Origin of the sequence: Psychrobacter sp. ASPA161_9, assembly GCF_051970275.1 — a bacterium.
Taxonomy (GTDB): Bacteria; Pseudomonadota; Gammaproteobacteria; order Pseudomonadales; family Moraxellaceae; genus Psychrobacter.
The window spans coordinates 213,130-236,349 of record NZ_JBEFNI010000003.1; the positions used below are offsets into that span (position 1 = coordinate 213,130).

Sequence of the window (23,220 nt, forward strand, 5' to 3'; positions counted from 1 at the left end):
AGTTTAAGACTTTATTCTAAGATTTAAATTAATTTAACAGAGTAAGCACCTTTTTAAATAACAACCAGAAATGGATTTTGAACCTAAGGAATATTTATGAGCGAATATCAAGTAACCAACCCAGCTACTGGCGAAGTTGAAGCCACTTACCCTACTGCAAACGAACAAGATATTCAGAATGCTATTGAGCAAGCTGATACGGCTTATCAAGACTGGCAAAAAACGTCTCTTAGCGAACGTAGTGCAATATTAAATAAAGTCGCTGACATCTATATTGATCGTCAGGATGAGCTGGCAGATAGGGTTGCTACAGAAATGGGCAAGCCAGTTGCCCAAGCAAAGGGTGAAATTGGCCTAGTTGCTGAAATTTATCGCTATTATGCGGACAATGCTGAGCAGCTATTAGCACCAAATACCATTGATGTAGATCAAGGCTCAGCCTCGGTAGAAAAGCTACCAGTTGGCGTATTATTTGGCATTATGCCATGGAACTACCCCCATTATCAGGTAGCACGCTTTGTGGCACCAAACGTGGTAGCGGGTAATACCATTATCCTAAAGCATGCGCCGCAGTGTCCTAATACCGCAGAAGTCGTTGTTGAGATCCTAAAAGACGCCGGTTTACCTGATGGCGTTTATAACAATATCTTTGCTACCAACGATCAAGCAGCGACTATTATTGAAGACAGCAGAGTGCAAGGTGTATCGTTGACGGGTTCTGAACGTGCAGGACAAGCGGTTGCCAAAATAGCGGGCGGCGCCCTTAAAAAGGTCGTTTTAGAGCTTGGTGGTTCTGATGCCTTTATCGTTGCAGCAGATGCTGATATTGAGCAAGCCGTTAAAGGTGCAATCGAAGGTCGCTTTGGTAACACGGGACAAGCTTGTAATGCTGCTAAACGCTTAATCATCGTCGAAAGCGTGTATGACCAGTTTGTAAAAGGCTTCACCGATGCCGTACGTGGAATGACTTTGTCTGATCCGTTAGATCAGAAAACGTTTATTGGACCGATGTCATCACAGAGTGCAGCGGAGAATTTGCAAGAGCAGTTAGACGGTGCTATTAAAGCGGGCGCAACTGTATTGGTTGAAGGCGGCATTGTCAAAGACAAGCCCGGTGCTTGGTTTGCTCCTGCCGTACTTGCAGACGTTGATGATTCAATGGATGTCTATAGCCAAGAGCTATTTGGTCCTGTCGCAGTCATCTACAAGGCGCGTGATGTTGCACATGCTATCAAGATTGCCAACGATGTCCCATTTGGTCTTGGTGCTTCTATTCAGACTCAAGACTCAGCATTAGCAGCAGAGATCGCTGAGCAATTGGAAGTCGGTATGGTTACGATCAACTCACCTTCTGGTTCTGAAGCCAATACCCCATTCGGCGGCGTCAAACGCTCAGGTTTTGGTCGCGAGCTTGGTACCCTTGGTATCACTGAATTTTTAAACTATAAGTTAATTCGTGATAAATCGTAATTAATGAATTAATTTTTTAGAAAAAAAGCCTAACATTCAATGTTAGGCTTTTTTATTGGAAGATAATATTTTATCTAAAATATTATCTTTTGGGCGGATTGTCTTTTAACCACAACTGATTCACAATCTTCAATTGACGTAATTCTTCTGACATGATTGCTTCACTTTGACCTGGATATTTAACTGATGCATAGCCATACAATGCAATACCTAACACTGTCCAACCAAGGAAGATCCACCACTCAACACCTATAAGCGCCGAAGGCATACCTGGCATATATAGAATAAGTAGGCCAAAACATAAAACAATTGTGATTATGCCTACCAGCTTTCCAGCTGGTACTCTAAACGGGCGTACCATATCAGGCTCGCGGTAGCGTAGCACTAAGAACGAGATAGCAACACAGGTATAAGCGATAACAATACCAAAACCACCTGCATCAACGATCCACACCAGCATCTTGCGACCGAACAATGGCGCTAGCGTTGCAAGACCACCAATCAGTAAAATCGCATTAACAGGTGTGTTGTATTTTGGATGTAATTTACCTAAGAATGCTGGCAACATATGCGCTTTTGACATGGCATATAGTAAACGACTGCCACCGATTAGGAACGCATTCCAGCTAGATAGAATACCGAGTACACCGCCAATAACTAGTAAGATACCTGCCCATTTGCCTTGCCATGCGTTAGTCATTGCATCAGCAGTAGCAAGCGTTGAGTTTTCCGCTTGCAAAAGTGGCAATGTCGTACCAACGCTCCATGCGATGCCCACATACCACATCACAGCAACGACGATAGAGACTATCAAAAACTTACCAATATTAGGACGTGTCAGATCAATCTCTTCTGCCGCTTGCGGAATAACGTCAAAGCCTACAAACATAAACGGTACCATCACGATAACCGCCATCATGCCACCGACTCCACCGATAAAGGCTGGCGATTGCACTGCATTTGAAGTCTCAGGATTGTATAGTATTGCACCGATAATTAGCAGCGTACCAACAAACAAGATACCTAATACTGCTGTCTTCTGGAACCAAGCACTGACTTCCATACCACGAATATTAAGCCAAGTTACAACGACCGACCCTAGCATACCGACGCCTACCCACGTGGCATAAACTTCCCAACCGGCAATGGTCCATAGGTAACCTTGGTTATAATTGGGTATAAAGTATTCAACGACTGTTGGTAGGGCTACTGCCTCAAATGCGACTACTGAGAAGTAACCAAACAAAATACTCCATGAGCAAATAAAAGAGACATTGACCCCCAATGCTCGGTGGGTATAAGTATGCTCACCGCCTGTAATCGGCATTGATGATGCCAGCTCAGCGTAAGTAACGCCAATCAGTATCACTGCTATACCGCCAATTAAGAACGCTAGCATAGCGCCCCATGTGCCCGCAGATAAAATCCAGCCACCAGCTAAGACGACCCAGCCCCAACCTACCATAGCACCAAATGCTAGGGCAATAATATCGAACGTCCCCAACGATTTCTTTAATCCAGACATAATTTACTCCTTGTCCGTGTGTCATCCGTGTTAACCTTTTTAGGGTTAAGCTGACTTTGATTTATAGGTTAAACCTACCTATTATTCTGTTCAAATAACGTACTTATTGAGTACCGTCTCCAACGAACGTTTTTGAGTATTAGAGATTCTCAAATCCCAAAAACAGCAACGGCGTCTTGATTTACAAGACGCCGTTGCAGAGCTTATACTCAGAGCTAATGCTCCGAAGTCGAGGTAGACCTTGACTACTACATTGACATCTTAAATTTTAATTAAACTAATAAGTGTAACTAATAGTGCTACAACGCATAATATATTGTCTAATGTAAAATAGCTAAGACTTAATAAAAATTAAGCAGTTAGAATACCCTTAATGATATCAAGACCTTCTTGTAGGACTTCATCTTCAACTGTTAGCGGTACCATCACACGAATGGCGTTGCCGTGCATTCCACAAGATGCTAATAATAATCCTTGCTCGAAAGATTTGGTTTTTAGGTTAGCCGTCGCATCAGTATCAGGCTTGCCTTCGCTGTCGATTAGCTCAAAAGCTAGCATCGCGCCTTTATGGCGGATATGACCAATACTGCTAAGATTTAAGTCTTTTAAGAATGCTTCAATTTTGTCGCCAATCTCCACACTACGCTCAAGCAGGTTTTCTTCTTCAATTACCTCCATAACTGCTAACGCTGCTACACAAGCAAGTGGGTTGCCAGCATAAGTACCACCCAAACCGCCTACTTGCGGGGCATCCATAATATCAGCACGACCAATGACCGCAGAGATAGGATAACCACCAGCCAAGCTCTTGGCACTGGTCATCAAATCAGGCTCAACGCCTAACTGCTCACTTGCAAATAAAGTGCCTGTTCTAGCAAAACCACACTGTACTTCATCAAAAATTAGGACGATGCCGTGCTCATCACAGATGTCGCGTAAAGATTTAGCAAATGAAGGCGTTACTTGATGGAAGCCACCCTCGCCTTGTACTGGCTCGATAATCATCGCGGCCACTTCACTAGGATCAATATCCGCTTGGAAGATCATCTCAAGGCTATGCAGTGCTTGAGCTTCTGTAACATTTAGCTCTTCAGCAGGGAATAGCGCATGAAACACAGGACCTGGCATAGGACCAAAGTTCTTTTTGTATGGCAATACTTTACCCGTTAGGCTCATGCACATTAAGGTACGACCATGCCAACCGCCAACGAAAGAAATCACACCTGGACGACGCGTTTTAGCACGTGCAATCTTGATACAGTTTTCAACCGCTTCAGCACCAGTGGTTAAGAAGAAAGCTTTTTTCTCACCGCTGATAGGGGCTTTTTCACAAAGTTTTTCAGCAAGATCCACGTAGCATTCGTAGTTGATCATTTGCGCAGCAGTATGGGTGAACTTATCTAGTTGCTCATGCACACGCTGAGTGATTTTTGGATGGCTGTGACCAGTATTCAATACTGAAATGCCACCAACGAAGTCGATATAACGATTGCCTTCAACGTCCCAAACTTCTGAGTTCTTTGCTTTTTCTGCAAAGATAGGAAACGCAACCCCAAGTCCTGTTGGTAAAACAGCTTTACGGCGCTCAAACAATGATTGATTGGTAGTAGTCATAGAAATGTCCTTTTCTTTATTTTTAACATAAGTGCCAGTTATTAAGTGGCGGTTATTGAGTAGTGATTTATCTAATTAACCTTCAATCGAACAACTTATTTGATCAACTGAAGGCTTAAAACTAAATATTGAACCCGTTAGCTAGGCTATTAGCTAATATCAGAGCACCAGTATTTGGTTACAACATATTCTTCGATGCCATATTTTGATCCTTCACGACCAAATCCAGATTGCTTGACGCCACCAAATGGTGCGACTTCGGTAGAAATTAAACCCGTATTATGGCCGATGATGCCGTACTCAAGGCCTTCAGTCACACGCCATGAGCGTGCATAGTCGCCACTATAGAAGTAAGCGGCCAAGCCGTAGATAGTGTCGTTGGCCTTACGAATGACGTCTTCTTCATCTTTAAAGGTAAAGATAGTTGCGATAGGACCAAAGATTTCTTCGTGAGCAATATCCATATCACTACTAAGATCAGTGATGACCGTTGGATTGTAGGTCAGCTCCGATGCGCTGTTAGTGCTGCCTCCAGCAATGAGCGTCGCGCCTTTATCTAATGCATCTTTGAGTAGTGCTTGCACTTTTTCTAACGCTTTTTTGTTAATCAGAGGGCCAATATCAACGCCCTCTTCCAAGCCGTTACCCACTTTCAACTCAGCCACTTTTTTGACAAATACATCTAAAAATGCATCTTTAATACTGTCTTGAACATACACACGGTTGGCGCAAACACAGGTTTGACCAGCGTTACGATATTTAGAAGCAATTAAGCCTTCAGCGGCTTTTTCAAGATCGGCATCATCAAAGACGATGAAGGGCGCATTACCACCTAGCTCTAATGACAGTTTTTTGATAGTTGGTGCACATTGAGCCATCAAAGTACGACCTACTTCGGTAGAGCCTGTGAATGATAGCTTATGAATGCGAGCATCACCGGTTAGGATATCGCCGATGGTTGACGATTTACCAGTGACCACTTGGATAACGCCTGCCGGAATACCAGCTTGCTCCGCCAAAGCGCCAAGCGCTAATGCAGAAAATGGGGTCTCGGTCGCAGGCTTGATAATCATCGTACAGCCTGCCGCTAATGCAGGCGCTGCTTTACGAGTAATCATCGCTGCTGGAAAGTTCCAAGGCGTGATAGCCGCGCAGACACCAACGGGCTGTTTTAAGATGACATGGCGCAGTTGTGATTGATTGGCAGGGATAACATCGCCGTAAACACGCTTGCCTTCTTCGGCAAACCAGCGGATAAAGCTATTGGCATAGCCAACTTCACCGCGTGATTCGTTTAAAGGCTTACCTTGCTCGGCGGTCATAATGATAGCCAAATCTTCTTTATTGGCATCGATAAGGTCTGCCCACTTTTGTAGTAGCTCAGCACGCTCTTTTGGGGTTTTGGCCGCCCAAGTGATTTGCGCTTCATGAGAAGCAGCAACCGCATCGTTGACATCATCGGTCGTCAGGCTTGGAATAGTACCAATGACTTCGCCGTTGAAAGGATTGCTCACTTCAATAGCGGCCTCATCACTGGCGGCATGCCATCCGTCTTTAATCAAGCAATGTTGTTTGAGTAGGTCTGGGTTTGATAGCTTTAGCGTAGACTGTGGCAGTTGTGACATGTTGACACTCCTTGTCGATTAGGCTGATTGCGTGTTTATAATAATAAATAAAGGCATCGTTTGGATACGACTTTCTATCTATAAATAATTATTGATAACTGTTACATTGTTCAATATACTGAACATAAATTCTATATATGAGACATCATTATAAGAATGATAGGATACACTTTGCAACCCCTATTATCATTTTCCTGACTATTTGAAGCTTTATTTTTATATCCTTCTACTTCTACTTACTTTTATAGGTTACTTATGAGCTCGACCGCCGTTCCTGCATTAGATAAAACCTTCCAGATTTTAGACTTGATTACGGCCAGCTCTCAGCCTTTAACAGCAGCACATATCGCTAAAGAATTAGAGCTTCCTCGTAGCTCAACTCATAATATTCTGCAAAGTCTACTGACCAAGCATGTCATTTATAAAGATACTGAGAATCGCTTTCATCTAGGATCATACTTAATGTATTGGGCAGGCAAATATGAGCAGCAGCAGGGGGTCATACAGTTATTTAAAGATCTAATCGTACAATATCCGGCGCTCCTACAACATACTGTCACCCTATCCAAGCTAGACTTAGGCGAGGTCGTATTTTTGGCCTGTCATGAAGCGCCTGCCCCACTCGGTTTTACCTTCCGTGCTGGGGTGCGCGTACCAGCGGTATTTTCAGCGACCGGCAAGGCTATGCTCTCAACCTTATCTATGGACACCATCGAGACACTATACGAAGGCGACTTTCCTAAACCAATAACCCCAAATGGTGTAGACAATTTTGCTAGTCTATCCGACGAGCTGACCGCTATTCATAGCAGTCGTATCTCATTGGATGATGGGCAACTACGCGAGGGTATGTATTGCTTGGGTACTTATATTCGCAACGCATCTGGCACTGCAGTCGCTGGCATGGCGGTCAGCTTTTTGCAGGTAGAGTATGAATCTAAGCGTGCCGAAGTTAGTGCCGTCCTTATTGAATTAGCTAAACAAATTGAACAGCGCTTAGGCTTTATACCTTCGCATCCAGCCTAGTTGTTCCAACAGCTTTCACCTAAAGGCCTTGATTTATAAGCTTTTAAATTCAAAATACCTCAAAAAACAGAACCCTCAGAATAGTATCCAGAAACTTCCTGTTTACTATTTTGACTAATTCTAACTAGGGTCTGTTGTACATTCAAATGTGGTACTGGCAGTGGCTATTTTTTAGACAATACGCAGTGAAATTTTTGACGCCTAGTCATTCTAGGTTAGACAATTTCGCCATGTATTGGCAAAAAATAGCCATGCCCTGAAAGACTGATGCTAAAATCACTCCAAACGTTGTTATAAACCTAGCTAAGGTCTCGACATTATCATCGGTTTACGCCTGATTTGATGAGATGTTTGGTGCGATTTTAGCTATCAGCAGTCCTAATATTTGAATGTTCAACAGATCCTAAACAATAATTCCATCAGCTTTAAGCTTCGCTATCATCTCACTATCATAACCAAGATCTGCAAGTGTGCTGTCAGTATGCTCGCTTAATTTTGGTGGCGGCGTACGATAAGTGACGGGAGACCCTGAAAGCTTAATAGGACTACCAAGTGCTTTTACAGGACTGCCTTGCGCGGCGAAATCAACAATCATCTCACGTGCTTGTGCTTGCGGCATTGCTAAGGCTTCAGCGATATTATGAATAGCACCGCACGGAATACCTACCTGATCTAAAACCTCCAACCAATACGCACGCGGATGCTCAGCAAATTTCTTAGCCAGCTCATCGCATAGCAATTCACGCTCTGCCACTCGTGCAGGATTGGTCATAAAACGAATATCGGTATGCCAATCGACTCCTAGCACTTCACAAAGTTTGGCAAATTGACTGTCATTACCACATGCTAAAATAAAATGCTCTTCACTCTGACCTGCAAACACTTGATAAGGCACGATATTAGGATGCTGGTTACCCAGTCTTGGCGGTACAGTTCCTGACGCTAAATGATTCATACCGACATTGGCTAACATGGCCAGCGCACTATCGAGTAGCGCCACATCAACGTGCTGCCCAAGTCCGTTATGTTGACGCGCTAATAGTGCCGCTTGGATACCAATCGTGAGCTGCAAGCCTGCAAATAAATCGACAACGGCAACGCCAACCTTATGCGGTTCACCATCACTAGGACCAGTGATACTCATCAGTCCTGATAAGCCCTGAATAATATAATCGTAACCTGGACGCTTAGCATCTGGTCCCGTTTGTCCAAAACCTGTCAATGACGCATAAATCAGGCGCGGATTGTCTTGTTTCAAGCTATCGTAATCCAAGCCATATTTCTTAAGACCGCCAACCTTAAAGTTTTCCACCACGATATCGCTATCAGCGATTAACTGCTTGATAATGACTTGTCCTGCAGGTTTAGTAATATCAACGGTGAGCGATTTTTTATTGCGGTTAATAGTCGCATAATAGGCAGAAGTGTCATCGCTGAATTTTGGCGGGGCCCAGTGGCGAGTTTCATCGCCGATGCCAGGACGTTCAACCTTGATAACTTCCGCCCCAAGATCTGCTAAAACTTGCGTACAAGATGGACCTGCCAATACTCTCGATAAATCTAATACCTTGATACCCTGTAATGCTGCCTGAGGTGCATTATCGATATCGACTTGTGCATTAGAAGGTTGTAATGTTGTACTCATGATATTCCCTTACCTTTTAGAAACATTGAGATATCTATTATTTTAAGCTTGCTCATATACCATTATTTCAACTTATAAAAAAACGCACGCTAATGTTAAGCGCTATATTAAAGGCTAAACAGTAACGTACGTTAGTCGTTGAAAATCTATACTGAGTTGTACTTTAATCAAAAACTATTGAATGCTTTAGATTAATAAAACGCTTGAATGCCAGTCTGCGAACGACCTAGGATAAGGGCATGGATATCATGCGTACCCTCATAAGTATTGACCGCTTCTAAGTTCATAACATGGCGAATGATATGGAACTCATCAGAGATACCATTACCACCGTGCATATCACGAGAAACACGAGCGATATCTAGTGCCTTGCCACAGTTATTACGCTTAATCAGTGAAATCATCTCAGGCGCTGCATTGTCTTCGTCCATCAAACGACCTACACGTAGTGCCGCTTGTAAACCAAGAGCAATCTCAGTTTGCATATTAGCAAGCTTTAACTGTACCAACTGTGTCGCTGCTAGTGGACGTCCAAACTGCTTACGATCTAGCGTGTACTGACGTGCGCCTTTCCAGCAAAACTCAGCTGCGCCCATTGCACCCCATGCGATACCATAACGGGCTTTGTTTAAACAGCCAAATGGACCTTTAAGACCACGGATATCTGGGAAGGCATTGGCTTCAGGGACAAATACTTTATCCATGACGATTTCACCAGTGACTGAAGCACGAAGTGAGAACTTACCTTCGATCTTCGGTGCTGATAAGCCTTTCATACCTTTATCTAAGATAAAGCCACGAATGTCGCCTGCATCATCTTTTGCCCAAACGACAAACACATCAGCGATAGGACTGTTGGTAATCCACATCTTATTACCAGTCAGCTCATAACCGCCGTCGACAGCGCGCGCACGGGTCGACATTGACGCAGGATCTGAACCTGAATCTGGCTCGGTCAGACCAAAACAACCGACATACTCGCCAGTTGCAAGCTTAGGTAGGTACTTCTCTCTTTGCTCTTCAGTACCGTAGGCATGGATAGGATGCATAACCAAACTTGACTGCACACTCATCGCTGAACGATAACCAGAATCTACTGCTTCAACTTCTTTGGCAATCAAACCATAAGCTACGCTTGACAAGCCAGCACAGCCGTAACCCTCGATCGTCACACCAAGCAAGCCCATCTCGCCCATTTGGCGCATAATGTTGCGATCAAAGTTCTCATGGCGATTGGCTTCAATAATGCCAGGCATTAGCTCTTTTTGAAAAAACTGACGTGAGCTGTCATTGACCATACGCTCTTCATCGGTTAACTGACCACGTAATAAAAAAGGATCTTCCCAATCAAAACTTGGGCGAGTAGATGTTGCCATGTGGATCTCCTTTGTGTCAGTCATCCTGACCGACGATAATGATTGATTTGGTTAATGCAACTAGTAATTGACTTACATGTTCCGCTGTGCGAAACTTAGTTTCATAATATAAACCATTTAAGCAAAATTTATTCTTCTTGTAAACCCTTTTAAATATATATGGTCAAAAAATGATAAGAAAATCACTAGCAACTATGCCTTTACTAGATCGAATGGGTGCGACGCTTATTCAAAGCAAAGAGGAAGATGATCGGCAATTCGTCACTGCCCTTGGCCGTGGCTTAACCCTACTTGCTGCATTTGAACATCAAGATCAGCTAAGTCACCAGCAATTATGTCAAATGACAGAACTGCCAAAGGCGACTGTTACACGCTTAATTTATACCTTAACTACGCTTGGGTTTTTGCGTACGACGATACACGGTCAGTATGAATTGGGTAGTAGCGCGGTACGACTAAGTGCGACGGCATGGAGTCGTCATGATGTGGTCGCGTTTGCCGAGCCATTACTCCGTCAGTTTGCTGCTCAAAATGAAGTCTCAGTAAACTTGGCGACAGAAATCGAAGGTGAAATGCGCTACTTAGCTTGCTGCCGTAGCCCTGCTCGCCTATCCGTGAATCTACAAGTAGGCTCAGCGGTACCCGTCGCACGAACCGCTATTGGACGTGCGTTCTATGCGGCAAGCTTACCAACCAGACAAGCGGTCATTAGCTCTCACTTGCAAAATAATTTATCTGACACAGATTATAGCCATGCGCAAACAGCGTTAAATCAGTCAGCAGAATATTATAAGAAGTACAGTTATACGTTGTCTGACGGCGAGTTTTCTAGTGATATATTAGCAGTAGCCGTTGGGGTATTTGATGTTGCCACTGGACAGTATGCCTATTCACTCAATGCCAGCGTTCCGAGTGCTAATTGGCAAAGCGACGACTATGCAGCGGTAATTGTGCCTAAGTTGCAGGAATTGGCTGAGCGGATTGGAAATGGTGCTTATAATATAAGAAATCACTGATAAAAAATATGAGCCTGTGTTCAACACTTTTTAACTATTACGCTATTACTTTACTGCTCAGTCAGATAGCGATACTAATGGTATTATTAATGTGAAAAACATACTTATAACTATCAAATTGATGTCACTACGGATCTGACTGTGATTACAGAATATGACGTTGGTAACTGATGTTAGTGAATAAGGATATAACGATGACTCTATATGCTAGCTCGCACCGAATGATAGTAGTGATGACCGCTCTACTCTTAGGTTTAACCAGCTGTGCGCCACCGCCAGATACTATCACCGATATAGATACCAAAGTTAAGGTCGATGACCGCACTACTACTGATATCACACCTTCTGGTTCGTTTACTAAAAACAGCTTCGACAATATAAAGCTCGGTTCTGACTTTAACCCACAGATATTGACTCAAAACACTGAAAATTTAGACGGCTGTTTCGGCGCTCAGAGCACTGCTCATCCTGCTGCTGGTTATATAATCATCGACAATACTGTGGTTGAAATAGGTACATCAAGTACAGACATCTTATCTGCTTATGGGGTTATGGTAGGTGACAGTCTTGAACAACTATACGCTAAGCATCAAGGACAACAACCTGAAGTCGAAGACAGCCCTTACGGCAATCCAAACGAGAATATTATTCTCTACTATTGGTATGAAGATAATGGTCAAAGCAGTGAGCAAAAAATTGGCACTAAATATCAAGTCGATAATAATGTCGTGACCAGCATCAGTATCGGCTTTGAGTCTGCATTAAGGTTGGGAGAAGGCTGTGCGTAGATTGTAATTTATAATAAGTTTAAAGCCATTGATGGCGATAAAACATTGGTGCAGGTTATCTGTTAAAACCACCTAATAATATCAATGTCAGAATACTAGTATTAGCACATTGTTACTCAAATACCGTTATGCAGTGATATCATATGTGTATGATGTAGGCGATAAATCTGAGCGCGTTATCTGTGTTTGATAATGATGATAAAAGAGTGGACTTTTGACCTACTTTCTCTTTCAATCATCTTCGCCTTTTTAATCTTTACATATTACTGTTGAGCGTTGTTATGCCCCAATCTCGTACCAATCTAAACCCAGAACCCAAAACCAATTCGCCTTATTTAGTCGGTGTGCTGTTACGTTACAGCACTTTTGCCGCTGCTGTCTTGCTGTTTTTAGCAGGGCTATTATTGATGAATTGGTGGCTGATTATTCTTGGCGGGTTTGGGGTATGTTTGGGGATTTATGACGTCATACAGTCAAAGCATGCCATCTTGAGAAACTATCCAGTGGCGGGGCATATTCGCTACGTACTTGAAGACTTTCGTCCTGAGATTCGTCAGTATTTGTTAGAAAACGATAAAGAGCAAGTGCCGTTTTCACGCCAGCAGCGCGCCCTTGTTTATCAACGCGCCAAGAACGTCAGTGATACCAATGCCTTTGGTACGTTGGATAATTTATATACGCCCGGTAAAGAATGGTTTTTGCAGTCGGCGGTCAGCCAGCCTCTAGAAAACCAAGATTTTCGCATCATGGTCGGTAGCGAACGTTGTCAGCAGCCGCATGATATGTCAGTATTCAATATCTCAGCGATGAGCTTTGGGAGCTTATCTGCCAACGCCATTATGGCGCTTAATCAAGGCGCTAAGATGGGCGGATTCACCCATGATACCGGTGAAGGTGCGATTAGCCCCTATCACCGTAAATTCGGTGGTGATTTGATTTGGGAGTTGGGTACCGGTTATTTTGGTTGCCGTGATGATGATGGCAATTTTGATCCACAGTCTTTTGCCGAAAAAGCCGTCGACCCTCAAGTAAAAATGATTGAGATTAAGCTATCTCAAGGGGCGAAGCCTGGTAAAGGTGGCGTGTTGCCAGCGGAAAAAATCACCCAAGAGATTGCTGATACGCGTCAAGTGCCTACTGGTCAAGATTGCGTCTCGCCCTCTTCCCATACGGCATTTAGCACTCCGCGCGAGCTAGTTACTTTTTGGCAGCAGCTACGTGAGTTGTCGGGCGGCAAACCAGTCGGCTTTAAGCTATGTATTGGACAGCCTTGGCAGTTTATGGCGATTGTCAAAGCCATGATAGAAGCTGATAACTATCCTGACTTTATTGTCATTGATGGCGCAGAAGGCGGCACAGGCGCAGCACCAGTTGAATTTATGGATAACGTTGGCATGCCAATGGTTGAAGGGTTTTTATTGGTACACAACACCTTAGTTGGCGCTGGCATCCGTGACAAAATCAAGCTTGGCGTCAGTGGTAAGATCGTATCCGGCTTCGACATTGCTCGCCTAATCGCACTGGGTGCAGATTGGTGTAACTCAGCACGTGGCTTTATGTTTGCCGTTGGCTGTATTCAGTCGCGCTCTTGTCATACCAACACCTGCCCGACAGGCGTTGCGACCCAAGACCCCTATCGTCAAAAGGCGCTCGATGTGCCTAGTAAAGCTGAGCGCGTCGCAAGCTTTCATAAGAATACGCTCAAATCACTTTCTAATATCGTCGGTGCCGTTGGTCTACAACATCCGAGTCAGTTGCAGCCTTATCATATTGCGCGTCGTCTAGATGACGGGCAGATAAAACTTTTATCGAAATTCTTTTATTTCACTGATAGAGGCGCCCTACTTAATAGTAGCGCCCGCGCGGACGTGTTTAATCAGATGTGGGTCATGGCAAATCCTGATAGCTTTTTAGCAAATAACGATGCCCTAATTGCTTATAATAAAGATTCACGAGATAAAGGTAGAGAAACCACCACATCAACGGAACAGAGCCTTGGGAACTTTGCTAGCATCACTGGCGGTGGACAGTTAATCGGCAACGTCAACAATACTTTTCGCGAATTTCCATCTACTAGCGATTGAACAGTAGCTAAAAAGTGCTCAGCAATAAAAGTCTATAAATTATATCCATATTACAAAAGATAAGTAATTGATGCCAAGTTTCGTTTTTGCCTTACCCTTATCATTAGCACTGCTAGCGTTAAGCGTCAGTGCTTGCCAACCAATAGGCGCTGATGCGTCTGACAGCGACACAGAAAACTGGTCATGTCAGTCGCAAGATACGCCATTTACTTATAGTATTTGTAGCGTTAACGCTGACGCGTTAAATAGCGAACGTTATTCACTACAGCTTTTTTGGCAACAGCCCAGCGATACGCAGCCATTGCTTACTTTTGATAACTTATTAGCGACATTACCAACTAACCAAACGCTTAATTTTGCTATGAATGCAGGCATGTATAACGAAAGTTACGCGCCGATTGGTTATACAGTCATTAAAGGTAAAGAGATTCGCGCCTTAAACCTAAACGAAGGTGGTGGCAATTTCCATTTACTGCCTAATGGGGTCATGTGGTGGGATAAATCTGGCAATGTACAAATTACCGAAAGCAACGCTTTAGATGAACAGATTAAGAATGACGAAGCTAAGCCTTGGTATGCCACGCAATCAGGGCCGATGCTAGTCATCAACGATGAGATACACCCGCAGTTTAACTCTGATAGCAACTCAATCAAGTTTCGTAATGGTGCAGGTGTTTGCAGTGATGGCAGTATACGTCTCGTTAATAGTAATGAGCCTGTGACGTTTTATCAGTTTGCATCGCTGTTTAAAAATGACTTAAGCTGTCCGAATGCACTATTTTTAGATGGCGGGATTGCTTCGGCATTATATGCACCCAGTATCGATAAACACGATAAAAAAGAGATGGGTGTCATGATTGGAGTGGTTGAGTTGAAGTAAAATTAGCACATCTATACGCCCGTTGGCAGGTAATTTTTGCTACAATAGCGCCAATTTTTATTTCATATTAAACCAATTAACTATCTGACTCTTAGCTTTCTAGCTATCATTATCATAGGCTACCGTTTTAGCTCAGCTTAAATCTTTGCGAAAGCAAAATGCTGGGCTAAAACCATAGCCTAAACTAGCTTAAGAGTTGGATTCAGTCTTATTACTATATTGAGAAACTACTATGGGTTTTAACTGCGGCATCGTCGGCCTACCAAACGTGGGTAAGTCCACTTTATTTAATGCCTTAACTAAAGCGGGAATCGCCGCTGAAAACTTTCCATTTTGTACCAAAGATCCCAACACTGGTATCGTGCCAGTACCAGATCCACGCCTAAAGAAATTGGCTGACATCGTCAATCCTGAACGTGTATTGCCAACGACGATGGAGTTTGTCGATATCGCTGGTCTGGTCGCTGGTGCTTCAAAAGGCGAAGGCATGGGCAACCAGTTCCTAGCCAATATCCGTGAGACCGATGCGATTGCTCACGTGGTACGTTGTTTCGATGATGACAACGTCGTACACGTCGATGGTCGCGTCAGCCCTATTGATGATATCGAAACCATCAATACTGAATTGGCACTCGCTGATCTCGAAGCCGTTGAGCGCGCGGTATTTAACTTAACCAAAAAAGCCAAAAGTGGTGATAAAGATGCTGGGGCCATGCTTGATGTGTTCAAAAAAATCGAACCATTATTAGCAGAAGGTAAAGCCGCGCGCGCCGCCAATCTTGACAGAGATGAGCAAAAGCTTATTAGAAGTTATGGTTTAATTACCTTGAAACCAACTATGTATATCGCTAATGTCAGCGAAGATGGTTTTGAGAACAATCCTTATCTAGATGCCGTGCGCAACTATGCCACTGGCGAAGATTCTATCGTTATCGCTCTATGCAACCAAATTGAATCTGAAATCGCACAGCTTGATGAAGATGATAAAAAAGACTTTCTGGCCGAGATGAATATGGAAGAGGCTGGTTTAGATCAAGTGATTCGCGGTGGTTATGATTTGCTTGATATGCAGACTTACTTTACTGCAGGCGTTAAAGAAGTACGCGCTTGGACCGTTGAAGTAGGTGCTACAGCTCCTCAAGCAGCTGGCGTGATTCATACAGACTTTGAGCGTGGTTTTATTCGCGCTGAAGTAATCGCTTATGATGACTTTATTGAATACAATGGCGAAAAAGGCGCAGCTGCTGCAGGCAAATCACGTCTAGAGGGTAAAACTTATATCGTACAAGATGGCGATGTGATGCATTTCCGCTTTAACGTATAAGCCTTCTGATGGTTTAAGTATTTCGCTTACTTAATACCTTGCTTACATAGTCTTAGCATAGAACAACCAAAAGTCAGCCTTTGTGCTGGCTTTTTTTATTATACTGATTTAACCAGCGCTGAAAAATATCACACATTTTTACAATGCATATTTCAAAAACGATAATAAATAATGGATTATAGATTATGGTAGCTCATTTTAAGAAGCCACAGACTCCAGCCGATCATTGGGCGCAATTATTTACCGCACAGCGTTTAGGCAGTGTAAAAAAAGCACCTATCCAAGATAGTGCTCGCTCCTCCTTTCATAAGGACTATGATCGCTTGGTGTTCTCACATTCTTTTCGTCAGCTGAATCAAAAAACCCAAGTTCATCCACTAACCAATCAATTGGGTATCCATACACGCTTGACTCATTCACTGGAGGTTTCTTGTATTGGACGCTCGCTAGGGATAATGGCAGCAGAAAAATTGCATGACAAACTGGATAACGGACTACCAGCAGGCGTGTCGCCAGCTGATGTCGGGGTGATTGTACAAGCAGCATGCCTCGCCCATGATATCGGCAACCCACCTTTCGGTCACGCTGGTGAGTATGCTATCCGTGATTGGTTTACTCATCCTGATCGTCAAGCAATCTTGCAGCGTTTAAGCAGCAATGAGCAATTGGACTTGCTGGCTTACGAAGGTAATGCACAAGGGTTTCGACTGCTAGCGCGTAATGAGCATCATCCAGATAAGGGCGGTATGCGTCTGACCTGCGCAACTTTGGGCGCGTTTATGAAGTATCCGTGGCTAGCAACGCATAGCAATTCAATAAACAGCGACCAGAAGAATGAGGATGTTAACAAAAACTTATCGACGACCAAAGTACAAAAATTTGGCTGCTTTTATAGTGAAGCTGCGCAGTTGGAGCAATTGGCAGACTGTTTGCATTTGCCGCGCTCGCAGCAGCATGATGGCTTTGCGCGTCATCCACTCGCTTATCTACTCGAAGCGGCAGACGATATTTGCTATGCATTGATAGACTTAGAGGATGGTATTCATCTAAACATGCTGAGTTATAGCGATGTAGCAGCCATCCTTTATGAGCTGATCGGTGAACGCTCTGATACCATTGCATTGCCTATCGCTTTGCCACCGCAAGTTTCCGTCAGACAACAGCTAGCAGCTCTACGTGCTCGGGCCATGATGCGCTTGGTTAATACGGTAACCGATGCCTTTGTTGCCAACTCTAGTGCTATGCTTGCTGGCACACTCACAGGTAGCTTATTTAATCATTGCGAGCCCACTGTACAAAATGGCATTACCCAAGCCAAGCAGTTGGCCCGCGAACAAATATTTAATCATCCCAGTAAAGTACGTATGGAGCTGATGGCCAATCAATGCTTGCATCGTCTCCTTGATGCATTTATGCCACTGGCTTGGACAGCCCTTGCGGACGCACCAAAACCGTTTGAGCAGCAGCGCCTCTTAAGCTTGCTACAGCCGCATCTTGATGAGCATCGGCGGGTACTATCCGATAATATTTATCATAACATTCTAAATATTTTAGATTTTATTACTGGCATGAACGATCATGAAGCTTATAGGTTGGCGCAGGAGTTGCAAGGTCATTGGGGTACGATGGTCTAGTAAATTCACCATCCAATACCCATCTTATCCATCATAACTAGGGATTTCATTCGTATTTTTGCGTTGAAATGAGTATGATAAACATCTATTAGGTAATTTTGAAATATTATGAGCAGTCGCGAACAAAAAAAGCTTCAAACTCGGCGCGCATTTTTTAATGCAGTGCTAGACTTATGTATCACTGGGCAATCTTTTAGCTCTATCAGTCTTAGACAAGTAACTCGTGAGGTTGGCGTGGTGCCGACCGCATTTTATCGCCATTTTGATGGTATGGAATCGTTGGGCGAGGCATTAGTTGTTGAAGAGTTAGGTGGTACGCTTGCTACGTTGCGTGATGGCCTACAGATTGGCCGTAAACGCAGTTTTGATCGTCAGATTGCCAAGAGTATTCAGCTATTTTTACAAACCGTGAGCGCGCAGCCACGTTATTGGCAGTTTTTGGTCAGTGAACGCTTTGGTGGCTCAGAAGCTGTCCGTAAAGCTATTAGCGATCTGATAAAGATGCATGGGAAAATACTAGGAGAAGATCTAGCTTTACAGCCTGCTTTTACTCATATCAATGCTTATGACCGCCGGTTGCTCGCTGAGGCGGGGGTTAATATGTTTTTCTCTTGGATTATCGATTGGTTAGAGCTGACTTATTCTGAAGAGCATGACGATGAAGTTGATTCAGCAGAAATTGAAGATAAAAAACAGCTGATGCTACACAATTGTACCCGTCAAGCACAAATGCTATTTTATGGTGCTTATAACTGGAAATCGAGCGAAGAAACTCAGCTTAATGATTGATAGTGCATTAAATGATTGATAATGCATTAGCTGCTTCTCATTAATGGTATTAGTCATTAAAAGCTAGGACGGAATGTCCATAAGCGCTGTGATATTACTTCTACTGTCTTAGCCTCATTATTATTGCTTTCACTAGCATTGTTATTGTTGCCATTGTTATTATCATCCCTATCATCGTCGCTGCTAGCGCTCGTTTTGCTAATTAATACTGTCGCAAAACGTTGCCATGCTGCACCTACACCGGTGCTATCAGTGGCGGTGATAAGAGCTCTGAATGCTCGAGTATCCACCGCTAATAATGATTCCATTCCTTTACGCTCTTCAGTGCCCATACTAATAAACGGTGGCAATTGCCATAGATCATCAACAGATGCTAATACTTGTTGTGCACGCAGATCTGTCAGCGTTTGCATTTGTTTTGGGGTCACCTCATCCATCAGCGCAGCGAGCAATACAGGGCTTGCCGTATTGACATTGATAGGTAAAAAGTAAGGCACTGCGGTAATATACGGTCGTAAGATTGCCAAGGTCTCAGCGCTGACCCCGCGTACTTCTTGGAGCTGGTCTATACTAACCAATGGCTGATTGGGCAGAGTTTTATTGGCACTGCTACTTGCTGACTGGCTATATAAGACACTCTCATCACCGCCATCGTTATAGACTTCGTTGTCTGCATCTTGCCAATCAAGCACCGCAATAGCAATTTCAGGCTCTAGATTTAACTGTGTCAATAAACGCTGAAACACCGCTAATGCATTGGTATCGGCTGTGCCATCATGATAAAGATTATTGATGTTAAAGCGGCTAGCCTCATCACGTAGCTCCATAGTGATGCTATGCACCCCTAAAGTATAAGGCGGCATCGGCTGTGCCCAAATATCTTGTGCGCTATCGGTATCATTCAGCTTATCATCAGCGCGAATAATGGTAATTGCTAACTGCTGACCGGCCTCGATGTCTTGTAGTAGTTGATCTTGATTAAACAATAAGCCACTGCGGCGAATGGCGATTTTCTGACTAGCAAGCATTGCACCTGCTACTACTGTAATACTGACAACCAAAAGTAAAATGGTCAATAGTGCCACACCGCGCTGGGAGTCTGCTGTCATTGTCATAAGCGCCTCCTATTATTGACCATTTGTCATGTTATCAGAGTTATTTTCATTATTGCCGTTGTTATTCTCATTACCAGCAGCGCTATTGCTATTATTTGGTAGAGGTTGCGGCGCAAGCGCCCATTGCCATGTAATCGGCATATCTTGATAAGTAAAACTCATCCCTACTCCTTTAGGAAGTAAGATAGTCTCCGTCTCGTCAATAGCAGAGTTATCGCTATTATTGTTCTCATTATTACCAAATTGGTTATCTGCGCTAGGGAAATTATTACTCACCTCAGGTAGGTAGGCCTGCCAGCGCCCTGCTGTAACACCGTTAAGAAGCACCATATCTAAGCTGACGCTATCAGCCCCACCTTGGATACTGTTGTATTGTCGACGGATAAGACGCTCATCTGCAAAGATATAGTCAACACGCTGCAAGCTTGGACTGGTTTGGTAGCGTGGATCAGGATCAGCAAAACGCACAAAGCTAAGCTGCTCACCATCTAAGCTCATAAAGGGTTCAGCAGCTATAGAGTCTTGAGCGCTATTAGTATCATTGCTATTAGTGTTGCCATTGGTATTGGCGTTCAGGTTGGAGCCGTTCGCGCTACTATTTTGCGTAGAAGGTGCTTGATAAGCAATGACTTGACCCATATCTTGTTGTAATTGCAGATAAGCATACTGTAAGACCGCGAGCTGATCGGCATGAAACTGCGCCCGTTCGCGGGCACGGTTGACCCCATCAAATACTTGCCACCCTGCGACCGCAAGCATCGCAAATATCGCCATCGCTACCATGAGCTCAAGTAAGGTAAAGCCGCGCTGCTGCCTCACGGGTTGCCTCCATTTGGATTTAAGCTACCCAAATCTAAACTACCGACGTCTTGCTCTGCATTGCCTAGGATCACATTGATATCCGTTACCGCTGAGCGCACTTGCCCATCGATAATAGGGGCAACACTGATATTCACTTCCTTTAACGCTGGCGTCAAAGTGCTATTGACAGTCATGGCTACTTGCCACGCGCGGCCTTGGGCATCCATCGTTTGCGTGCTATTGGCCGTCAACCACGACTCTTGAATCCGCAAATCAGCCGCGGCGTTTTGTGCCACAAAGTGTGCAAGCGTACGCGTACGTAATACCTCAACCGAGTTCAGATATGCACTACTGGCACGGCTAGCGGCAACGGCGACCACTGCTAATATGGCGAGTGCCACCATCACTTCAATCAGTGTAAACCCACCCTCACGCTTTGAAAATGGAATTTGATATGCGCTACGATTTTTAATATGTGTTGTTGGTTTGTACTTATAATTATATTTCTTCGTCATCTGCTACAGCCCCTGCCCTATCGTCATACTGCCATCCGGCATAATAGTGATGACTTCTCCGACTAATCGCGACTGATGACGCACCTCAATCGTAACAGGAGTTGCCTGCCCAGTACCAAACCACAATACCTGCGGCACTGCTTGCCCATTGAACCAAGGCTGTAAAGTTTGGGTAGACTCTAGCCCTGACGCATTATTCGCCTGCAGACTTTGGATACTTAAGCTGACCCCAGCTGGCATTTCTGGCAACGTGACTTCCGATTCCAGCTCCCAGCTAGGCGTTGGTTGGCTTTCTCCATTAGCCCCTGACATACCGGACAAGTCTGCAGACAACTCCATTGAGTTTTTGGGCGTACTATCGCCGTTACTTGGCGTTACTGATTGGGTCTGATAGCTGATATAAGGGTTTGATAAACTCATAATGACGGGCGTCACTTGACCTTGCTTATTTGCTTGCAAGCTTAATCCCATCGGCTGCATACGCTCAGCTGCCAGTAGTCTGACATAACTTAATGAGTCAGTAAGATGCTCATAAAAGGCGCGGTTTTTTCTGGATTCACTACTACCGACTGACATAGCAATCATGCCAGCGAATATAGACAAGATAACCATGACTACCATGATTTCAACCAAGGTAAAGCCTGTCTGCGAACGCGGTAAGTTTGATAATGCGAACTTTGTGGGAAGTACTTGATTAGAAAGTACTTGATGATGGTTTTTTTGCGAACAGCTTTCTTGAAAATGCTTAGGAGTCTGACAACAGCGATGACTGAATTTTATAGCTGTGTCATTATTTAGATTAGTTAGCTTACTTTCTGCGGGGCAAAAAGCGTGCTCGACCACTGAGCTGGACTGAGTCTTGGCAGTGATCGGCATGATGTACCTACTATCAACAATATAATACGTAGAATGGGAGTAAGAAGTAATTATTAGAAACCTAGGTCGTTTTTCAGTAGAGTCATAAAAAAATCGAATCAACATGATTAAAAATTGGCAAGTTACTTTTAAAAATTATAAGAGGAATTTTTACAACCTACCAATCTTAATCTATGCTATCAGTAAAAGTACACCCTATCAGTAAGTCGCATTACGATGTTCTTCTGATTCAGTTTCAATTTGCTCAACCAACTCTTGCATGTCCTCATCCAGTGCATGTTGATCTATCTCATCAGCTGGGTAATGACTGGGCAATTCAAGCATTTGCTGCACAAAAACATAACGTAAAGTATCACGACGACCTAAATAACGCTGATAGAAACTGGAATTCAACAGTCCTGCTCCACCTTGACCCATCGCCCAAATGGAGGACAGATAATCACGGGTGCTTAAGCTGCTACGCTCATCTTTTAGATAAATACTGATTATATCGAGCAAACGCTTCATACGCTGGCGGCGAATATCGTATAGCTCACCGAATAGACGGTTGAGACCGGTCACCGAAGCAGCCAAACGTTCCTCTATTTGATTGAGCAGCATGGCTTTTTGGGGATTGAACAGTTGCTGAAATATCATTCGCGCAATCCCTGCTGACGGGCAATCATCAATACGATTTATCTCAAAAAGTTGCTCTTCATAACGAATGATAATACGTAAATAAAGCTCATCTTTACTCGAAAAATGCTTATATAGCGTACCTTTTGCCAAATCCAATTGATCGGCCAAACTGTCTAAAGTGATATCACCGTCGCCTGACTCAAGTAATAATTGTTCAGCCATCGCTAAGATATTCTCTTCGCGAGCTTTAAACTGATGTTGACGACTCATAACCTCTCCTAAAACCTGACAAGACTAAGCATATGACCCTATTGCTATGACAGTGCGATAGATAGTGAGTCGGCAATGACGGTATGAGAACTGCACGAAGACTATAAAGGGCTATAAGGGACTATGATATAAATAGTGGCTATGCTTACATTGCTTACGTTTGCTTAATAGTCATTGATAATCATAAGCTTACGTTTTAGAGCTTAATAGCTCTTTACGCAGTAATAGG

The 23,220-nt window shown here is 43.7% G+C and carries 19 protein-coding genes; 9 read left to right on the forward strand and 10 right to left on the reverse strand.

Going from position 1 to position 23,220, the window contains the following annotated elements:
* The first annotated feature begins 96 nt into the window (after positions 1 to 96).
* The gene (locus ACTQ9S_RS05465) at positions 97 to 1,470 is read left to right on the forward strand and encodes an NAD-dependent succinate-semialdehyde dehydrogenase (protein ID WP_068034931.1); all 1,374 of its coding nucleotides are present in this window, start codon (positions 97 to 99) and stop codon (positions 1,468 to 1,470) included.
* Between the two features lie 82 nt (positions 1,471 to 1,552).
* Here the strand turns inward: ACTQ9S_RS05465 and ACTQ9S_RS05470 are convergent, their stop codons facing one another.
* The 3 genes from ACTQ9S_RS05470 to ACTQ9S_RS05480 all read right to left on the reverse strand — a co-directional run bounded on the left by ACTQ9S_RS05470 (position 1,553) and on the right by ACTQ9S_RS05480 (position 6,234).
* Positions 1,553 to 2,995 carry an APC family permease gene (locus ACTQ9S_RS05470; protein ID WP_068034930.1) on the reverse strand — a complete coding sequence of 481 codons (1,443 nt, stop codon included), beginning with the start codon at positions 2,993 to 2,995 and terminating at the stop codon, positions 1,553 to 1,555.
* 351 nt (positions 2,996 to 3,346) lie between these two features.
* Complete coding sequence (gabT, locus tag ACTQ9S_RS05475; RefSeq protein ID WP_440454224.1) at positions 3,347 to 4,609, reverse strand: 4-aminobutyrate--2-oxoglutarate transaminase; 1,263 nt, start codon at positions 4,607 to 4,609, stop codon at positions 3,347 to 3,349.
* A gap of 149 nt (positions 4,610 to 4,758) precedes the next feature.
* Positions 4,759 to 6,234 (reverse strand): NAD-dependent succinate-semialdehyde dehydrogenase, encoded by a 1,476-nt coding sequence (locus tag ACTQ9S_RS05480; protein ID WP_440454226.1) that lies wholly within the window; start codon positions 6,232 to 6,234, stop codon positions 4,759 to 4,761.
* A 255-nt stretch (positions 6,235 to 6,489) separates the two neighbouring features.
* On the opposite strand from ACTQ9S_RS05480, the gene ACTQ9S_RS05485 reads away from it, so the two are divergent.
* Positions 6,490 to 7,260 carry an IclR family transcriptional regulator gene (locus ACTQ9S_RS05485; protein ID WP_350655861.1) on the forward strand — a complete coding sequence of 257 codons (771 nt, stop codon included), beginning with the start codon at positions 6,490 to 6,492 and terminating at the stop codon, positions 7,258 to 7,260.
* 403 nt (positions 7,261 to 7,663) lie between these two features.
* On the opposite strand, the gene ACTQ9S_RS05490 is transcribed toward ACTQ9S_RS05485, so the two are convergent.
* Complete coding sequence (locus ACTQ9S_RS05490) at positions 7,664 to 8,905, reverse strand: CaiB/BaiF CoA transferase family protein (protein WP_440454228.1); 1,242 nt, start codon at positions 8,903 to 8,905, stop codon at positions 7,664 to 7,666.
* A gap of 191 nt (positions 8,906 to 9,096) precedes the next feature.
* Positions 9,097 to 10,281 (reverse strand): acyl-CoA dehydrogenase, encoded by a 1,185-nt coding sequence (locus ACTQ9S_RS05495; RefSeq protein WP_068034925.1) that lies wholly within the window; start codon positions 10,279 to 10,281, stop codon positions 9,097 to 9,099.
* 170 nt (positions 10,282 to 10,451) lie between these two features.
* Here ACTQ9S_RS05495 and ACTQ9S_RS05500 point away from each other — a divergent pair, with 170 nt between their 5' ends.
* The 7 genes from ACTQ9S_RS05500 (at position 10,452) to ACTQ9S_RS05530 (ending at position 18,796) form a co-directional block, all read left to right on the forward strand.
* Positions 10,452 to 11,297, forward strand: coding sequence for an IclR family transcriptional regulator (locus ACTQ9S_RS05500; protein ID WP_440454230.1), 846 nt, complete (start codon positions 10,452 to 10,454; stop codon positions 11,295 to 11,297).
* Positions 11,298 to 11,491: 194 nt separating this feature from the next.
* On the forward strand, positions 11,492 to 12,085 hold the full coding sequence (locus ACTQ9S_RS05505) for a hypothetical protein (protein ID WP_068326567.1): 594 nt from the start codon (positions 11,492 to 11,494) through the stop codon (positions 12,083 to 12,085).
* A 281-nt stretch (positions 12,086 to 12,366) separates the two neighbouring features.
* Entirely contained in the window at positions 12,367 to 14,169 is a 1,803-nt protein-coding gene (locus tag ACTQ9S_RS05510; protein WP_440454232.1) for an FMN-binding glutamate synthase family protein, read from the forward strand.
* A gap of 70 nt (positions 14,170 to 14,239) precedes the next feature.
* Positions 14,240 to 15,049 (forward strand): phosphodiester glycosidase family protein, encoded by an 810-nt coding sequence (locus ACTQ9S_RS05515; protein WP_440454234.1) that lies wholly within the window; start codon positions 14,240 to 14,242, stop codon positions 15,047 to 15,049.
* A gap of 232 nt (positions 15,050 to 15,281) precedes the next feature.
* Positions 15,282 to 16,373, forward strand: coding sequence for a redox-regulated ATPase YchF (ychF, locus tag ACTQ9S_RS05520; RefSeq protein WP_440454236.1), 1,092 nt, complete (start codon positions 15,282 to 15,284; stop codon positions 16,371 to 16,373).
* A 185-nt stretch (positions 16,374 to 16,558) separates the two neighbouring features.
* Positions 16,559 to 18,007 carry a deoxyguanosinetriphosphate triphosphohydrolase gene (locus ACTQ9S_RS05525; protein ID WP_440454238.1) on the forward strand — a complete coding sequence of 483 codons (1,449 nt, stop codon included), beginning with the start codon at positions 16,559 to 16,561 and terminating at the stop codon, positions 18,005 to 18,007.
* 108 nt (positions 18,008 to 18,115) lie between these two features.
* On the forward strand, positions 18,116 to 18,796 hold the full coding sequence (locus ACTQ9S_RS05530) for a TetR family transcriptional regulator (protein WP_068034913.1): 681 nt from the start codon (positions 18,116 to 18,118) through the stop codon (positions 18,794 to 18,796).
* A gap of 56 nt (positions 18,797 to 18,852) precedes the next feature.
* Here ACTQ9S_RS05530 and gspK read toward each other — a convergent pair whose 3' ends face one another.
* The 5 genes from gspK to ACTQ9S_RS05555 all read right to left on the reverse strand — a co-directional run bounded on the left by gspK (position 18,853) and on the right by ACTQ9S_RS05555 (position 22,991).
* A complete protein-coding gene (gene gspK, locus ACTQ9S_RS05535; RefSeq protein ID WP_440454240.1) occupies positions 18,853 to 19,911 on the reverse strand; it encodes a type II secretion system minor pseudopilin GspK in 1,059 nt (352 codons plus the stop codon).
* Between the two features lie 12 nt (positions 19,912 to 19,923).
* A complete protein-coding gene (locus ACTQ9S_RS05540) occupies positions 19,924 to 20,730 on the reverse strand; it encodes a type II secretion system protein GspJ (RefSeq protein ID WP_440454242.1) in 807 nt (268 codons plus the stop codon).
* Positions 20,727 to 21,227, reverse strand: a complete 501-nt coding sequence (gene gspI / locus ACTQ9S_RS05545) for a type II secretion system minor pseudopilin GspI (RefSeq protein ID WP_068326554.1) — start codon at positions 21,225 to 21,227, stop codon at positions 20,727 to 20,729. The genes ACTQ9S_RS05540 and gspI overlap by 4 nt, the downstream gene beginning before the upstream one ends.
* 3 nt (positions 21,228 to 21,230) lie before the next feature.
* Positions 21,231 to 22,103, reverse strand: a complete 873-nt coding sequence (locus tag ACTQ9S_RS05550; RefSeq protein WP_440454244.1) for a pilus assembly FimT family protein — start codon at positions 22,101 to 22,103, stop codon at positions 21,231 to 21,233.
* Between the two features lie 198 nt (positions 22,104 to 22,301).
* Positions 22,302 to 22,991, reverse strand: a complete 690-nt coding sequence (locus ACTQ9S_RS05555) for a TetR/AcrR family transcriptional regulator (RefSeq protein WP_068326551.1) — start codon at positions 22,989 to 22,991, stop codon at positions 22,302 to 22,304.
* Between the last annotated feature and the right edge of the window lie 229 nt (positions 22,992 to 23,220).

Bases quoted from the DNA above. Each gene is read 5' to 3' on its own strand.
- ACTQ9S_RS05480 (WP_440454226.1), bottom strand. From the start codon at position 6,234: ATGTCACAACTGCCACAGTCTACGCTAAAGCTATCAAACCCAGACCTA.
- ACTQ9S_RS05470 (WP_068034930.1), bottom strand. From the start codon at position 2,995: ATGTCTGGATTAAAGAAATCGTTGGGGACGTTCGATATTATTGCCCTA.
- ACTQ9S_RS05515 (WP_440454234.1), top strand. From the start codon at position 14,240: ATGCCAAGTTTCGTTTTTGCCTTACCCTTATCATTAGCACTGCTAGCG.
- ACTQ9S_RS05490 (WP_440454228.1), bottom strand. From the start codon at position 8,905: ATGAGTACAACATTACAACCTTCTAATGCACAAGTCGATATCGATAAT.
- ACTQ9S_RS05530 (WP_068034913.1), top strand. From the start codon at position 18,116: ATGAGCAGTCGCGAACAAAAAAAGCTTCAAACTCGGCGCGCATTTTTT.
- ACTQ9S_RS05550 (WP_440454244.1), bottom strand. From the start codon at position 22,103: ATGCCGATCACTGCCAAGACTCAGTCCAGCTCAGTGGTCGAGCACGCT.
- ACTQ9S_RS05495 (WP_068034925.1), bottom strand. From the start codon at position 10,281: ATGGCAACATCTACTCGCCCAAGTTTTGATTGGGAAGATCCTTTTTTA.
- gspI (WP_068326554.1), bottom strand. From the start codon at position 21,227: ATGACGAAGAAATATAATTATAAGTACAAACCAACAACACATATTAAA.
- ACTQ9S_RS05465 (WP_068034931.1), top strand. From the start codon at position 97: ATGAGCGAATATCAAGTAACCAACCCAGCTACTGGCGAAGTTGAAGCC.
- ACTQ9S_RS05555 (WP_068326551.1), bottom strand. From the start codon at position 22,991: ATGAGTCGTCAACATCAGTTTAAAGCTCGCGAAGAGAATATCTTAGCG.
- ACTQ9S_RS05500 (WP_440454230.1), top strand. From the start codon at position 10,452: ATGATAAGAAAATCACTAGCAACTATGCCTTTACTAGATCGAATGGGT.
- gspK (WP_440454240.1), bottom strand. From the start codon at position 19,911: ATGACAATGACAGCAGACTCCCAGCGCGGTGTGGCACTATTGACCATT.
- gabT (WP_440454224.1), bottom strand. From the start codon at position 4,609: ATGACTACTACCAATCAATCATTGTTTGAGCGCCGTAAAGCTGTTTTA.
- ACTQ9S_RS05525 (WP_440454238.1), top strand. From the start codon at position 16,559: ATGGTAGCTCATTTTAAGAAGCCACAGACTCCAGCCGATCATTGGGCG.
- ychF (WP_440454236.1), top strand. From the start codon at position 15,282: ATGGGTTTTAACTGCGGCATCGTCGGCCTACCAAACGTGGGTAAGTCC.
- ACTQ9S_RS05510 (WP_440454232.1), top strand. From the start codon at position 12,367: ATGCCCCAATCTCGTACCAATCTAAACCCAGAACCCAAAACCAATTCG.
- ACTQ9S_RS05485 (WP_350655861.1), top strand. From the start codon at position 6,490: ATGAGCTCGACCGCCGTTCCTGCATTAGATAAAACCTTCCAGATTTTA.
- ACTQ9S_RS05505 (WP_068326567.1), top strand. From the start codon at position 11,492: ATGACTCTATATGCTAGCTCGCACCGAATGATAGTAGTGATGACCGCT.